General features: G+C 62.8%; 11 protein-coding genes. 6 read left to right on the plus strand and 5 right to left on the minus strand.

Translation table 11 applies throughout. The features are described from left to right. Positions 1 to 12: 12 nt before the first annotated feature. The 4 genes from U1R88_RS28235 to U1R88_RS28250 form a co-directional block, all read right to left on the minus strand. A complete protein-coding gene (locus U1R88_RS28235) occupies positions 13 to 1,323 on the minus strand; it encodes a KpsE/RkpR family capsule polysaccharide export protein (protein ID WP_322434256.1) in 1,311 nt (436 codons plus the stop codon). Between the two features lie 90 nt (positions 1,324 to 1,413). Further along, on the minus strand, positions 1,414 to 2,154 hold the full coding sequence (locus U1R88_RS28240; protein ID WP_322434257.1) for a class I SAM-dependent methyltransferase: 741 nt from the start codon (positions 2,152 to 2,154) through the stop codon (positions 1,414 to 1,416). 271 nt (positions 2,155 to 2,425) lie between these two features. Further along, positions 2,426 to 4,330, minus strand: a complete 1,905-nt coding sequence (locus U1R88_RS28245) for a glycosyltransferase family 2 protein (RefSeq protein ID WP_322434258.1) — start codon at positions 4,328 to 4,330, stop codon at positions 2,426 to 2,428. Positions 4,331 to 4,373: 43 nt separating this feature from the next. After that, positions 4,374 to 6,611 (minus strand): glycosyltransferase family 2 protein, encoded by a 2,238-nt coding sequence (locus tag U1R88_RS28250; RefSeq protein WP_322434259.1) that lies wholly within the window; start codon positions 6,609 to 6,611, stop codon positions 4,374 to 4,376. Between the two features lie 413 nt (positions 6,612 to 7,024). Here U1R88_RS28250 and U1R88_RS28255 point away from each other — a divergent pair, with 413 nt between their 5' ends. The 5 genes from U1R88_RS28255 (at position 7,025) to U1R88_RS28275 (ending at position 12,542) form a co-directional block, all read left to right on the plus strand. Then, complete coding sequence (locus U1R88_RS28255; RefSeq protein WP_322434260.1) at positions 7,025 to 8,494, plus strand: ABC transporter substrate-binding protein; 1,470 nt, start codon at positions 7,025 to 7,027, stop codon at positions 8,492 to 8,494. Between the two features lie 148 nt (positions 8,495 to 8,642). Further along, positions 8,643 to 9,779, plus strand: coding sequence for a carbohydrate ABC transporter permease (locus tag U1R88_RS28260; protein WP_322434261.1), 1,137 nt, complete (start codon positions 8,643 to 8,645; stop codon positions 9,777 to 9,779). Beyond that, positions 9,776 to 10,828 (plus strand): carbohydrate ABC transporter permease, encoded by a 1,053-nt coding sequence (locus U1R88_RS28265; protein ID WP_322434262.1) that lies wholly within the window; start codon positions 9,776 to 9,778, stop codon positions 10,826 to 10,828. Before U1R88_RS28260 ends, U1R88_RS28265 begins: the two co-directional genes overlap by 4 nt. 2 nt (positions 10,829 to 10,830) lie before the next feature. Further along, positions 10,831 to 11,880 carry an ABC transporter ATP-binding protein gene (locus U1R88_RS28270; RefSeq protein WP_322434263.1) on the plus strand — a complete coding sequence of 350 codons (1,050 nt, stop codon included), beginning with the start codon at positions 10,831 to 10,833 and terminating at the stop codon, positions 11,878 to 11,880. Positions 11,881 to 12,131: 251 nt separating this feature from the next. Further along, positions 12,132 to 12,542 (plus strand): carboxymuconolactone decarboxylase family protein, encoded by a 411-nt coding sequence (locus U1R88_RS28275; protein ID WP_068293269.1) that lies wholly within the window; start codon positions 12,132 to 12,134, stop codon positions 12,540 to 12,542. 156 nt (positions 12,543 to 12,698) lie between these two features. Here the strand turns inward: U1R88_RS28275 and U1R88_RS28280 are convergent, their stop codons facing one another. Beyond that, positions 12,699 to 12,938, minus strand: coding sequence for a BrnA antitoxin family protein (locus U1R88_RS28280; protein WP_322434264.1), 240 nt, complete (start codon positions 12,936 to 12,938; stop codon positions 12,699 to 12,701). 186 nt (positions 12,939 to 13,124) lie between these two features. On the opposite strand from U1R88_RS28280, the gene U1R88_RS28285 reads away from it, so the two are divergent. Beyond that, positions 13,125 to 14,123, plus strand: coding sequence for a Gfo/Idh/MocA family protein (locus tag U1R88_RS28285; protein ID WP_322434265.1), 999 nt, complete (start codon positions 13,125 to 13,127; stop codon positions 14,121 to 14,123). The last annotated feature ends 166 nt before the right edge of the window (positions 14,124 to 14,289 follow it).

Below are 14,289 nucleotides of genomic sequence, written 5' to 3' on the forward strand. Positions count from 1 at the left end.
GGTCGCCGTTGCTCACAGCCGATGGTCTTCCACGGACGCATAGGTGAGGGCGCCGATCGCCCAGATGATCAGCAGGGATAGGAAGAACATCAAGGGATAGACGAGGCGGTAGGGATATTTGGCGAATTCGGGCAGGCTCGGCGGCACGAACATGCTCAGATAGACGGCCTGCCTCTGCGCCCTGATCTCGGCGCGATCCAGCGCTGCCTGTGCCCGGGCATATTTGCGTTCGTTGAGCAGGCGGTCCACGTCGAGCTCCTCATACTTGGCAAGCGAGTTTGCCAGGGTCTGGGAGTCGCTGCCGGTCAATTGTCCGCGCAACGCCGCGATCTGCTCGTCCAGCGAGGCGATGCGGTTGCGCAGGACGCGCAGGCTGGGAGCGTCGGACTGAAGCTCGGCCGCCATCACTGCCTCGTCATTCTTCAGCTTCAGCCGTTCCGTCATCAGGGGCATCAGCAAGGTGGCGATCTGGGTACCCGATTGGCTCGGATCGATCAGCGCGTCCTTGTTGCGGAAGTCCTGCAACGCCTTGAGGCTGTCTTGCAACTGCTTGAAGACCTGGCGTGTTTCGGTCTCGGCGGCCTGGGTCGCGTCCCGCCGTGCCCGCTCCGACATGCGGTTGATCAGCTTCTCGCTTTCGGCCAGCACCGCCTGGTTCAGCCGCAGGGCATCCTCGGCGCGAAAGGCGGTGACATCCACCGTGACGATGTTGGAGACCGGGTCGACATAGGCGTCCACCTTGCGCTGCCAATAGTCGGTGAGCTCGTCGATCGAGGCGTTACTGGACAGGCGGGCGATGCGGTCCACTTCCGGACGCTGGAAGATCTCGCGGATGTTCAGCTGGGCGCCGATGTCGTCGATGATGGCACGGCTGCGGATGTAGTTGGCAACGATATGCGCGTTCTGGGCGGTAGCTATCGGTATCATCGAGCTGCTCGTCGGGGTGGCCGTGGTTTCCGATTCGCCGCCCTTCTCCGACATTTCCGGCTCCATGGCCCGCACGGTAAAACGGGCTTCGGACTGGAACTGATCCGATGCGATGACGAAGAAATAGACGAACGCGGCGATGCTCGGGATGAGCACCAGCAGAACGAAACTCCACAGATAAGGTCTGGACTGGCGCGAACCGAGGTCGGGAACGGCTTCAGGCGAACGGGTATCGTCGACGACGGTGACATCTGTGCTCCGCCCGCGGAACACCTTGGTGGCATTGGCGAACTGGCGCAAGGCAAGTCCGGTCCGCCTGGGCCGTTCCTCCGGGCCGGGGGGCGGCAGGAGCTCCTTGGCTTCGCCGTCCTTTTGCTGCTTCAGATCCGTTCTCATATCCAGATCGCGCTCATCAGCACCGCTATTCCTGTCTGATCGAGCCTGCCGCGGGCGCCGGCCTGCTCGAGGATCTCGGGATCGACCGTTCTATTTTCGCGCATAGATCGACATCGCCGGCCCGTAGCGATGGCCGGGATCCTCGTCCTCCAAGGTGATGTGGGCAAAGCCGACCGCCCGGAGCGCGGCCAGCAAATCGTCGCGATTGAGCCAGCGATGCCGATCCATGGGACCACCGCAGAATTCGGCATGTTTGGCGGCACCGCGATAGGTTCGCGGATAGGTTCGCACGGCGATGCCATGAAAATCCTGGATCTGCGGCGTGCGAGCGAAGACGGCCCGTCTCGGATCCGATGGCGGCATGAGCGCGTCGTCCACGAAATGGGTCCAGAAATAGACTGCGTCGGTTCGCTTGGCGATCTGTTCGATCAGGTGCAGGGGATCGTCGGCATGGTAGAGCACGCCGGAAGCGACGATGAGATCGTAGGTTTTCTCGGTGTTCTCCAGCCATTTGACGAAATCGCCGAGCCAGATGCGCGAGCGTGACAGGCCGAAGATCTCCTTGGTGATCAAACAGCGCAGAAAAGCCGACTGATTGGCCTCGATGGCATCGACGATGGCACCGGCGCGTTCGAGCATGACGGTATGGCCGGCCTCCAGCGGCCCCAACTCCAGGACAACCTTGCCCTCGAGCGGGCCGTGCTGGTTCATCATCCAGGCGATCCGCGGGTCCAGATAGGTTGCCAGCGGCCCGGCGCTAATACCCAGCTCCGGCGGAAAGCCACTGTTCCAACCTGGGATGACATCGACGGCGTTCTGATGGCTGGGCATCGAAACTACATAGCGATCAAATATTTTTAGCGATTTCTGCTCGGATAAGAATGCGGGAACCGATTGGCGCCGCAGCTTGCCAAGCCATCTCGATAGCATTTACTTTTCCAGTCAGAAGTGTTTCTCGATATGCCACTATGATGGCCCAGCCTCCGTCTCTTCATAGCGCAATTCAGCATGGATGAGATCTTAAAATCGCTGCGCCGCAATATGTAGCCCGAAATTTATGTCCAAATAATCTACCTTGAGACAAAATCTCAAAAAACTGCACTCAACCGAGTGCTGCCCTATACCACTCCAGTGAGAGCGCGGGATGGAAGTAGGGGTCGTTCCTAAGCAGGTGGAGCCATTTCGAGCGAAAATATCCTATCTCTTTTCTGTAAAGGACCTCGGACGGCGTCTTGTTGCTGCGTGAGGCGGACTCGTGATGGTGCAGTACCACGCACGGATCCAGCAAGGTTCGCCAGCCGCGCTCGTTGAGGCGCAGGCACAGATCGATGTCATTCAGGTCGATCGGAAGGTTTTGCTGGTCGAAGCCACCGATATCGCGAAATTTCTCGCGCGAAACCGCCAGGCAGGCGGCCGTGACCGCCGACAATTCATGCGGCAGGGAGAGCCGTCCGAAGAAGCCGGTATCGGAGCGTGGCAGGCGTCGCTCGAAATGGGCGGCCCGCCCGCCCATGCCGAGCACCACGCCGCCATGTTGCAGCGTATCGTCCTTGTAGAGAAGTTTCGCGCCGACGGCCCCGATGTCCGGTTGCCGGGCCCAGCCTGTCAGCCGGGACAGCCAATCATCGGACAGGATCTCGGTGTCGTTGTTCAGGAAGACCAGGCTGTCGCCGCGGGCTCGCCCGGCCGCCTCGTTGCAGATGGCCGCAAAGTTGAAGGATCCGGGGCTGCGCAGGATGGAAAAGCGAGGGTCCCTCGTCACGTTCTCCAGATAGGCCAGGGTCCCCGGATCCCTGCTGCCATTGTCGATGATGACGACCTCGAAATGGTCCTGTGGGGTACGGTCGAGCAGGCTGCGGATGCAGGCCGACAGCAGGTCGGCCCGATCCCGGGTCGGAATGATGATCGTCGACATCGGCGGCTGCCCGCCGGCGGGCATGACGGCCGGGCTGAGCGGAGGAAGAGGAACGACCGGGCTGGCATGCGAAGCGGTGAGCAGAATGCGGCGGACATGCACGGCCCGGACGAGGGCGTCAACGGGGGGGCGAAACAGCAGGTCCTCGACCGTGGCACCGGCAGGCATGGCCTGGCGCAGCCAATGGGCACGCGCGAACCAGGCCTGCCCGACCAACGCGGCATGGCGGGCAAGGACGGGACTCCAATCCGGTTTGAAGCGGGGCGTCCCGTTATATTCCTCATCGCCATAATAGAGGGCTGCGGGGTCTGCGACGGCTCGCTGGGCGACAGCAGCCAGGGCAAAATCGTTCAGGCGGTCCTCTGCCCGCAGGCCGATCACCAGATCGTCCTCTCCGATCCCGTCCAGGAGGGGGGCGAGCGGCGTTCGGGAGGAAGCCCATGACAGGGCGATGCTCTCGAGCGGCTGGGAGGCGAGGAAGCCGTGCCATGTCGCCGCCTGCTTCGACGGATCCCCGACGATGACAAGGTGGAAGCGTATGCCGAGGGCCGCCGGCGATGGCATGTCGAGGCCCGTCCATTCGATGGCGCGGCTGCGTTCGCGGCGCCAGGCTTGGTACATGCTGAGAGGAGTGGCTCCCAGGGCACGCCTGACCCGAGCCTGTTCCACCTGTCGATTGCCACGCATGCCGGCCCACAGAGCGCTCATCACCGCCTTGGGATGGCGCTGCGCGCCTCTCGCCAACCGCCGGAGCGCGCCGACACGGTCAAGGCTCACCAGCCGGAACGCGAACGGGCCGGTCCAATCGGCAGGCGACAGCTGCAGTTCGGTCGCGTCGGATGGCAGGAAACCGATCCAGCTCCCGCGGCCAAAGGACGGCGCAGGCAGCATCACATCTTCCTCGCCGCCTGGACGGACGATGCGCAGGATCGGCCGGGTCAGGGGATCGAGCAGGCTGGCCTCGAAGACGAGGCGAACCCACGATCCGGCCCATTGCCGTGCCGGCGCTTCGATCCTGAGCCAGGGCAGGTCACTCTGCGACACGGTCCGGCCGTCCTGCAGGACGACATCGACGAGCGGTGTGAGCTTCATGCGGGCGGCCGTGCCATGCGGGATTGACGCCCGGTGATGACGATCATGCTTGGTCGGCCTTGAACAGGAGGGACGTGTCGGTTTCGCCGGAGCCGGTCGGGTTTATCGGCCAGGAGCGCGGCGATGGCAGGTTTGGCGGCAGAATTTCGCGCGGTGTGGCCAGGTGCCTGGAGTACCAGGGGCTGTAGGCTGGATCCTCGAAGACATCCGTGCGGTATTTTTGGCGCAAGGCCTCCTTTTCGCGCTGAAAGCGTTCCTTGTTCGCCTTGGTCTCGTCGCTGCCGCGTGAGGCGGATTCATGATGGGTGAGGGTGGCGAAGGGCGTCCACACGGTCCGCAGGCCGGCGGCTGCAGCACGCAGGCAGTAATCGACGTCGTTGTAAGCGATGGCGAAAGCCGTCTCGTCGAATTCACCGACCTTTGCGTAGCATTGGCGCGAGATCAGCATGCAGGCACCTGTAACGGCACTCAGGGTCTGGCGCACCTTGAGACGATTCATTGGTCCCGACGAATCCTGCGCTGCATTGGCGTACCAATGGCCGGCCAGGCCGCCGAGCCCGACGATGACGCCTGCATGCTGCAGCCGGCCGGAGGGGTAGAGCAGCCGGGCACCGACGATGCCGGTTTCCGGATAGTCGAGGCAGCTCACCATTTCCTTGAGCCATTCGGCTGCGATGACTTCAATGTCGTTGTTGAGCAGGAGGATCGCCTGCCCCTTGGCTTCCCGCATGCCCCGGTTGACCTGGCGCGAGAAGTTGAAGGGTTCGGTTGTCATCATCGTCCGGAAGTTGCCGTGCCGCCCGCGCATGGTCTCGTAGAGCGACAGGGTCCGCGAATTCGTGCTGCCATTGTCGACGATGATGATTTCGAAATCGGCATAGTCGGTGCGTTCATAGAGATCGGCCAGCAGGCGGTCGATCAGGGCCGGGCTGTCACGATTGGGAATGACGATGCTTACGCGAGGCCACTGGCGGCGATCGGGCGAAAGCTCGACGCGGTGCAGGTCCGGTACCAGCGCCGGACCGACCGGGGCAGCGATGCCGTCGTTGGCATAATGGGCCGCCAGGGCCCGGCGGGCATGGTCGACCGCCGTGGCCAAGTTGGCGGCGGAAAAGGACGTCCGGTGCCGCCGCCACAGATAGGCCGGGTAGGGCAGATGGACGATGGTTTCGGCGGGAAGGCCCGAGAGATAGCGCAGCAGGAGTTCATAATCCTGCGAACCGTCGAAACCGGTGCTCAGGCCGCCCAGCGCCTGCAGGCGCTGGCGGCGATAGAGCGAAAGGTGATTGATGTAATTGACCCCCGACAGCAGCACCGGATCATAGGCCGGCTTGAAGAAATACCCCGTCGGCTTCAGCTTGGCGTCGGTAATGGTTTCATCGGTATAGATGAACTGCGCGTCGGGATGACGCCGGATGGTCTCATTGAGGTAGTCGAGGGCCAGCGGCGCGAGGGCGTCGTCATGGTCGATGAGGCCGACCCATTCCCCCTGCGCCGCTGCGAGGCCGAGATTGGTCGTATCGGCAATGCCCAGGTTGCGCGGATTGCGCAGGATGCGGATCTGGGGCTGCCCCTCCAAGCGTTCGAGCCAGGCAAGGGTGGCCCTGTTGCCGGACGCGTCGTCGCATAGGAGTAGTTCCCAGTTGCCGGCGCTCTGGCTGCGCAGCGAATTCAGGAGGGTATCGAGAAAGGCGGTCGGCGTATCGCGCAGCGGAACGACGAAGGACAGCAGCGGCGCCGGCGGTCTTTCGGAGGATGGCGCCGTGTGGCGAAGGCCTGCCTCGGCCAGTTGCAGGACGGCACGGAAATGCTCTTCCGGCGGAAGCTGGCGTGGCGGTGGCGGAGCCTTGGCCAATTCGTCGAGTTCGAGCAGATGGAGGCGGTCGGCGGCGGCGCCGAGCTGCCGGCGCAGGGATGCCAGGGAGCGGGCCGTGCGGATGTTCAGGGTGAAGCTGCCTTGCTCCTCGTTCGGTCCTGGATAGTCCTCGCAAGGGTCGAAGCGCACGCGGCGGAATCCCTTGATGCCGCCGGACCGGAAGGCATAGACGCCGTGGCGTGCCGGCGGCAGCGACAGCACTTGTTCAGGCCGAAACCCATAGCCGGTATCGATATAGAGATGCGGTTCGAGTTCGGGACCGTTCGTAATGACTTCGATGGCGATATATCTGGCGGGCCAGGGGCCGAGCTTGAAGACGAAGTGAGGATCGGCCTCGCGCACGCTCCACTGCGATGCCCCGACGAGAACTAGCCCCCTATGGCCTTTCATCAAGGGCGCAAACACGATGCCGCTTCCTCACATGGCCAGTCATTCATCACGAACCGGGGAGACATGTCGTCGTTGATCTTTGGCCTTTGCGGTTGTCCGCGACTAAACCAGGAGATTACAGTAGAGTAAAAAATGCGATAATATTGAACGATAGACTGTAGTGTCCCTTTGGGCAAGGAGGCGGAGACGTGAACTTGGCGGACAGGTAAACAATGCTTTCATCGATGGTATAGCGTCCAAGAGTTCCCCGCTGATCCTATAGCTGATTCTACAATAAAAGCGATCGTCCTGCCATTGATCCGACATTTGACGTTTTCTCAGCGCCGGTGCCATAATCGGCGCGCGATGTCTTGCTGCAGGCATGTGTTGCGTCAATGCAGCGTCCGACATCGGCATAAAAACACAAAAACGACATTAGGGAGGGACGAATGGCTTCGAAAGGCGGAGTTGTTGGCGCCGCGTTGATGGCTGCGGCGCTCGCGGGAGTGGCGCTGCCGGCCAAGGCGGGCGAATTCGATGGCGTCACCGTCAACATCATGACGCAGACGGGCGCCATCCAGGAGCCGCTGCAGCGGCGTGCGCCGGAGTTCGAAAAGCTGACCGGCGCCAAGATCAACGTGATCGCGGTACCCTTTTCCGATCTCTACCAGAAGGTGCTGACCGATTGGGCGAGCGGCACCAATTCCGTGGATGCAGCCGTGTTCGCGCCGCAATGGATGGTGGACTATGTCGCCGGCGGCTATCTCGAGGACATCGGCGGCCGGGTCGCCAAGGACAAGGCGATTGCCTGGGACGATATCGCCCCTTTCTTCCGCGACTTCTCGTCGAGCTATGGCGGCAAGACCTATCTGGTGCCGTTCGACGGCGATTTTCACATGCTCTATTATCGCACCGATATCTTCGAGAAGGCGGGGCTGAAGCCGCCGACGACCTGGGACGAATATCTGGAAGCGGCCAAGAAGCTGAACGGCATGGAGGTCGACGGCCAGAAGGTCTATGGCTCCTGCATCGCCAAGAAGCGCAACGCCCAGAGCTACTGGTTCGTCACCGACGTGGTCGGCTCGATGACCCAGTCGAAGGGCACGTCTCAGGGCACCTTCTTCAACACCAAGGACATGGCGCCGCTCGTCGATAACGAGGCCTTCCGCAAGGCGCTGACCTTCCTCAAGGAGTCCGGCAAGTATGGACCGCCGGACGAATTGAACATGGACGTGTCCGATACCCGCCCGCTGTTCACCTCCGGCAAATGCGCGCTCAATCTCGATTGGGGCGATGTCGGGGTGCTCGCCATCGATCCCGCGACCTCCAAGGTGATCGACAAGACCGGCGCCACCATCATGCCGGGCTCCAAGCAGGTGCTGAACTGGGACACCGGCAAGCTCGAGGCCTGCTCGAAGGAAACCTGCCCGAATGCCATCGACGGCGTGAACCACGCACCCTATGCCGCCTTCGGCGGCTGGAGCGGCGGCATCAATGTCAAGGCGCAGGACAAGGTGAAGGACGCGGCCTACGCCTTCTTCTCCTATATGAGCGCTCCGGCCCAGTCGAATGTCGACGTCACCATCGGCAAGACCGGCTTCAACGCCTATCGCACGTCCCAGCTCAGCTACAACGAAGGCTGGAAGAAGGCCGGCATGAGCGAGAAGGCGGCGGCCTCCTATCTCGGTGCCATCAAGGACAGCCTCAACAGCCCGAACATGATCCTGGACCTGCGCATTCCGCAGAACCAGAAATATCAGCAGGTGGTGCTTGACGAGGCGATCGCCCGCTTCCTGGCCGGCGAGATCGACGAGGAAGCCACCGTCAAGGCGGTCGCCGATGGCTGGAAGGACCTCAACGACCAGATCGGCACCGAGGACCAGCTGAAGTTCTACAAGAACACGCTGGGCGCGAAGTAGAACGTAGGAAGCAAGGCTTCGGCCATAGCTATGCCGGAGCCTTTTTCGCCCCTGGGAGCGCGGACGTCCTCGTCCGCTCTTGGAAACATTGCGCTTACGATAGGGGAAGAGCGGACGAGGACGTCCGCGCTCCCAGGCGGATTATGCTATGGCCGTCAACCTCTCCATCCCCGATGAAACGGACCGGCGGGAGCGTCTCTCCCAATGGGTCGATCGCCATTCCGGCCGCATCATGGTGCTGCCGGCCGTGCTCATCCTTCTGGCCTTCGCCATCTTTCCGCTGGTCGCCTCGGCCTATCTGTCGCTGTCGCGCTTCAAGCTCGCCGGCGGCAGCTTCACGCTCACCTTCATCGGCTTCTACAATTATCTGCGTCTCTTCCTCGGCGCCCAGCAATATCATTTCCTCGGCACGCTCAAGGCCTTCGGCTGGCTGGAATGGCTGCTGTTCGCAGGCCTTCTCGCCTTGCTGGGGTTCTGGCTGGTCCGCTTTGCGGCCAGGGGCTTCGCGATCCTCGGCTTCCTCGGGCGGCTGATCACCGCCAGCCTGATCGCCGGCATCGTCTATGTCGTACTCGCCACCACGGTGGCGGGCGGCATTCCCGGCACGCTCCTGAACACGCTGCTCTATGTCGTGGTGGGGGTCTCAGTCCAGTTCCTGCTCGGGCTCGGCCTCGCTTTGCTCTGCGCCCAGCCGATCCGGGCCCGCAGCTGGTTCCGCGTGGTCTTCTTCATCCCGGTGATGGTGACGCCGGTGGGCGTCGCCTACATTTTCCGCATGCTGGCCGACATGCAGAAGGGGCCCTTCGCTCCGCTCAGCCAGCTCCTCGGCGTCAGCCAATGGTCCTGGGCGACGGAAGCCTGGTCGGCGCGGCTGATGGTGCTGGTCGGCGATACCTGGCAGTGGACGCCCTTCATGTTCATCGTGCTGTTGGCCGCGATCGAGAACCAGCCGCGCGACCAGCTCGAGGCGGCCCATCTCGATGGCGCCGGCCCCTGGCAGATCTTCAAGGATATTACCTGGCCGGCGATCGCGCCGGTGGCGGCCACGGTGGTGCTGATCCGCCTGATCGAGGCTTTCAAGATCATCGACATGCCGAACGTGCTCACGGCCGGCGGCCCGGGCTTGGCAACGGAGTCGCTGACCCTGCATTCCTTCATCGCCTGGCGGACCCAGGATTTCGGCGGCTCGGCGGCGGTCGGCTACCTGCTCCTGTTCGTGTCGACAATCACCTGCGTCTCCTTCTTCAACTTCGTGGTGAGGCCCAGCCGGAGGTATCAGGGATGAGCATGAGCCAGGATGATCGGCCCCTGCTGCGCCGCCTGTTCGAGCGCCGCAGCCTCGAGGAACTGGCGCCGATCCCGAAGGCGCTGACCTATGCCGCGCTGCTGGGCTGGACCTTCGTGGTGCTCTTCCCGCTCTATTGGGTGCTGGTCACCTCGCTGAAGGTGCAGATCCAGGTCGATGCCGGCCCTTATTATTTGCCCTTCATCGACTTCCAGCCCACGCTGGACGCCTGGAATTTCATGCTGTTCCAGAACAACACGCTTTGGCCCTATGTGAACTCGATCATCGTGGCGCTGGTGAGCACGATCCTGGCCCTGATCATCGGTTCGCTCGCCGCCTATGCCCTGGTGCGCATACGCTTCCAGGTCAAGCTCGCGGCGATCATTGCCTTCATCGTGCTGGCCGCTGGCGTCATCGTCGCGGTGGCCGCGTTCGCTGTGCCCTGGCCGGCGGCGGTGGCGGCGGGCCTGGTGCTGTTCTTCATGATTCTCGGCACCATCGGCCGGCGCTTCAAGGCGGCGCTCGGCAACAACGACATCGAATTCTGGATGATCTCCAACCGCATCATGCCGCCGATCGTGGCCGTGCTGCCGATCTATGTGATGTTCCAGAACCTGAAGTTGCTCGACACCCAGGTCGCGCTGATCTCGACCTACACCGCGGTCAACCTGCCGATCGTGGTCTGGCTTACACGCGACTTCTTCGCCGGTATCCCGCTGGATCTGGAGGAAAGCGCCGAGATCGACGGTGCTTCCAAGCTGCGCGTGTTTTTCACCATCGCCTTGCCGCTGGTGCGCTCGGGCCTGGCTGCCACCTTCATGCTGGTGCTGATCCTGGCCTGGAACGAATATCTTCTCGCCCTGTTCCTCTCCAATGCCAATGCGCAGACCATGCCGGTGCTGGTCTCGGCCCAGAACACCACGCGCGGCCCGCAATGGTGGTACATGTCGGTGCTGATCGTCATCATGATCGTGCCCGTCATCGTGATCGCCGCATTCCTGCAAAAGCACATCGCGCGAGGCCTGATGGTCGGCGCCGTCAAGGGTTGAAGATGCAAGTCACGCTCAACAACGTCCACAAATCCTTCGGTGCGGTCGACGTGGTCAAGGGGCTCGACCTCGAGGTCAAGGACGGCGAGTTCCTGGTGCTGCTGGGCGCCTCCGGTTCGGGCAAGACCACGGCCCTGCGCATGATCGCGGGGCTGGAGACGGTGACCTCCGGCTCGGTGCGGATCGGCGAGCGCGACGTCACCCATGTCCTGCCGAAATATCGCGACATCGCCATGGTGTTCCAGTCCTATGCGCTCTATCCGCACAAGACGGTGTTCGCCAACATCGCCTACCCGCTGACGGTGCGCAAACGCCCCAAGGCCGAAATCGAGGCGGCGGTGAAGGACGTGGCCCGGCAGGTGCAGCTCGATCATCTGCTCGGCCGCCTGCCTCGCCAGCTCTCCGGCGGCCAGCGCCAGCGCGTGGCGCTCGCAAGGGCCATCATCCGCCGCCCCGCTGCCTTCCTGATGGACGAGCCCCTGTCCAATCTCGATGCCAAACTGCGCGGCCATATGCGCGCCGAACTCAAGCACATGCAGCACGAACTCGGCATCACCACCATCTATGTCACCCATGACCAGGTGGAGGCGATGACGCTGGCTCATCGCGTGGCGCTGCTCGACAAGGGCGTGCTGCAGCAATTGGATACGCCGGCCAATATCTACAACCGGCCCGCCAATCTGTTCGTCGCCGGCTTCATCGGCTCGCCGCCGATGAACTTCCTGGAAGGCGAGCTGAAGGAAGGGCGCTTTTCCTCCGAAGCGGGCGGCTTCGGCACCACCAATACCAGCTCGGCGCCACGCGCGGTTGCCGGCATCCGGCCCGAGGATTGCCGGGTGACCGAGCCCGATCTCGGCAAGTTTGCCGGCGAGGTCTTCGCCATCGAGCTGATCGGCGACCATTCGCTGGTCACCTGCCGCTGCGGGGCCGCCAGCGTGACGGTGAAGGTCGACAAGGAGTTCCAGCGCGAGATCGGGGAAAAGGTCGGCATCGGCTTCGACGACAGGGCCTTGCATCTTTTCGACGGCGAAAATGGGGAGCGGCTGGGGTAGAGGTCATCGTTATCCTCCTTTGGAGGACGGACCTGGGCATATTCATATCTCACCCGCGCTGAAGAAAATGCGAGAATCCCTCCCCGGTTTCGGGGAGGGTGGCCTCGCGAAGCGAGGTCGGGTGGGGGCGAGTGGCGCTGCCCAATGCCATTTTAGAGCGGATTGCGCCACGCTCCCCTTCCGTCGCCTCTGCGCGGCGACACCTTCCCCGAAGTCGGGGAAGGATTCTCGGAACCCACGCAGGAGACATCATGGCTACCGTAAGACTTCTCAGCGACGACGAGGTCGCGGCCAATCCGGCCGCGAAGGCGGTGTTCGACGATATCAGGGCGACGCGCAAATCCGATTTCGTCAATAATTTCTGGCGGGGCCTCGCCAATGATCCGGTGCTGCTGAAACGCACCTGGGAGGAGGTCAAGGCGGTGATGGTCGGCGAGGGCGCCCTCGACCCGCTCACGCGCGAACTGATCTATATCGCGGTCTCCACGGCCAATTCCTGCCAATATTGCGTGCATTCCCATACGGCCGCCGCACGGGCCAAGGGCATGGATGATGCCCAATATGGCGAACTGCTTGCCATCATCGGCCTGGCCGGCAAGACCAATCACCTGGTCACGGCCATGCAGATTCCCGCCGATCCGGAATTCCTGGTGACGGGCTGAAATCGCTTTTTCAGCCGTCGTTTTCCGCATTCAGCTCGTCCGGCCGAAGCCCGGGCTAAAGCGTTTTGCGATTTGACCGAGTCACCTGGAATCGCAAAGACGCGTCGAACCAAAGAGTTAGAGTAAAAAAGCGTTTTCGTGAAAACGCGTTTTGCTCTAGTGATCGACGCCGGAGGCTTCCCGCAGGATCGCATTGATGCGGTCTTGCCAGCCGGGCCCATCGCCCTGGAAGTGCTCCAGCACGTCGCGGTCGATCCGCAGAGAAACCAATTCCTTGGCATTGGGCAGCGCCGGCCGCGACGTGGCAGCTGCCGGCGCCTTGGGCGCCGCGGGCTTGAAGACCGCCTCGGCATTCTTCCAAGGATCGCCCGGGCGGCGTGTTCTGTTGTTGCTCATGGGCTGAAACTGTCTCTGTTGCCGAAGGATCGGATCTGTCTATCTGCCGCCAATTCGAAGGTCGAGTCCAGAGCCGACCTCGATGTGACAAGCGCGCGTGCGACGGCAGGTCTTCCCTCCCGTCTCCCGTCATGCCAAGAATGAGCCGAATCCATATGTCGGACTTATTCTCAGGAGCGAATCGCTATGGCCAAGACCCGCTGGGGCATCCTGTCGACGGCGAAGATCGGCACCGGCAAGGTCATTCCCGGCATCCAGCGGGCAAAGGGCGCGGAAGCGGTCGCCATCGCCTCGCGCGACCTTGGCCGCGCCGAAGCCGTCGCCAAGGAGCTCGGCATTCCCAAGGCCTATGGTTCCTATGAGGCCTTGCTGGCCGACCCGGATATCGATGCCATCTACAATCCGTTGCCCAATCACCTCCACGTGCCGCTCACTTTGCAGGCCGTGGCGGCGGGCAAGCATGTACTGTGCGAAAAGCCGATCGGCCTGACGGCCCAGGATGCGGCGCAGCTCCTGGTGCTGCCGCGCGACCGGCTGGTGATGGAAGCCTTCATGGTGCGCTTCCATCCGCAATGGCTGCGGGCGCGGGAGGCCGCGCGCTCGGGCGAACTCGGGGAAGTCAGGGCCGTGCAGGCCTTCTTCTCCTACTACAATGTCGATCCCGCCAATGTCCGCAACCAGCTCGACATTGGCGGCGGCGGCATCCTCGACATTGGTTGCTATCCGATTGTCGCTGGCCGCTTCATCTTCGAGGCCGAGCCGCGGCGGGTGATCGCCCTCGTCGACCGCGATCCGGCGACGGGCGTCGATCGTCTCGCCTCGGCCATCCTCGATTTCGGCGAGGGGCGCCGCACCGAATTCACAGTCTCGACGCAGCTCACGCCGTTGCAGCGGGTCGATATCGTCGGCACCAAGAAGCGCTTCGAGATCGCCATCCCCTTCAACGCGCCCCAGGCCGAGGCCGTCACCGTCTATACGGACGATGGCTCCAGGCTCGGCGACGCCTCGGCGCTGGCCGAGACCATCGCCCCGGTCGACCAATATGCCGAGGAGGTCGATGCCTTCTCCGCCGCCATCCGTGGCGAGATCACGCTGCCCTACGGGCCGGCCGACGCCGTGCAGAACATGAAGATCATCGACGCGCTGTTCCGCTCGGAAAAGAGCGGCGCGTGGGAGACGGTATAGGGTTTCTTCTAGTGTGCCGGTCTTCAGACCGGCAGGGAAATACCGTACTCCGGAAGAGGCTGGCCGGTCTGAAGACCGGCCCACCAGTTAGTCGTTCGTGAAGAACTCGCAAGCCGCTGATTCAGCGAGAATTTTTTAGCTTGGCAAGTATTCGCGTTTGCCGGAT

It is taken from the genome of Labrys sedimenti (assembly GCF_034424805.1).
Classification (GTDB): domain Bacteria; phylum Pseudomonadota; class Alphaproteobacteria; order Rhizobiales; family Labraceae; genus Labrys; species Labrys sedimenti.

Excerpts from the sequence above, each read along its gene's own strand:
- U1R88_RS28235 (WP_322434256.1), bottom strand. The coding sequence starts at position 1,323 with ATGAGAACGGATCTGAAGCAGCAAAAGGACGGCGAAGCCAAGGAGCTC.
- U1R88_RS28240 (WP_322434257.1), bottom strand. The coding sequence starts at position 2,154 with ATGCCCAGCCATCAGAACGCCGTCGATGTCATCCCAGGTTGGAACAGT.
- U1R88_RS28245 (WP_322434258.1), bottom strand. The coding sequence starts at position 4,330 with ATGAAGCTCACACCGCTCGTCGATGTCGTCCTGCAGGACGGCCGGACC.
- U1R88_RS28255 (WP_322434260.1), top strand. The coding sequence starts at position 7,025 with ATGGCTTCGAAAGGCGGAGTTGTTGGCGCCGCGTTGATGGCTGCGGCG.
- U1R88_RS28260 (WP_322434261.1), top strand. The coding sequence starts at position 8,643 with ATGGCCGTCAACCTCTCCATCCCCGATGAAACGGACCGGCGGGAGCGT.
- U1R88_RS28265 (WP_322434262.1), top strand. The coding sequence starts at position 9,776 with ATGAGCATGAGCCAGGATGATCGGCCCCTGCTGCGCCGCCTGTTCGAG.
- U1R88_RS28270 (WP_322434263.1), top strand. The coding sequence starts at position 10,831 with ATGCAAGTCACGCTCAACAACGTCCACAAATCCTTCGGTGCGGTCGAC.
- U1R88_RS28275 (WP_068293269.1), top strand. The coding sequence starts at position 12,132 with ATGGCTACCGTAAGACTTCTCAGCGACGACGAGGTCGCGGCCAATCCG.
- U1R88_RS28280 (WP_322434264.1), bottom strand. The coding sequence starts at position 12,938 with ATGAGCAACAACAGAACACGCCGCCCGGGCGATCCTTGGAAGAATGCC.
- U1R88_RS28285 (WP_322434265.1), top strand. The coding sequence starts at position 13,125 with ATGGCCAAGACCCGCTGGGGCATCCTGTCGACGGCGAAGATCGGCACC.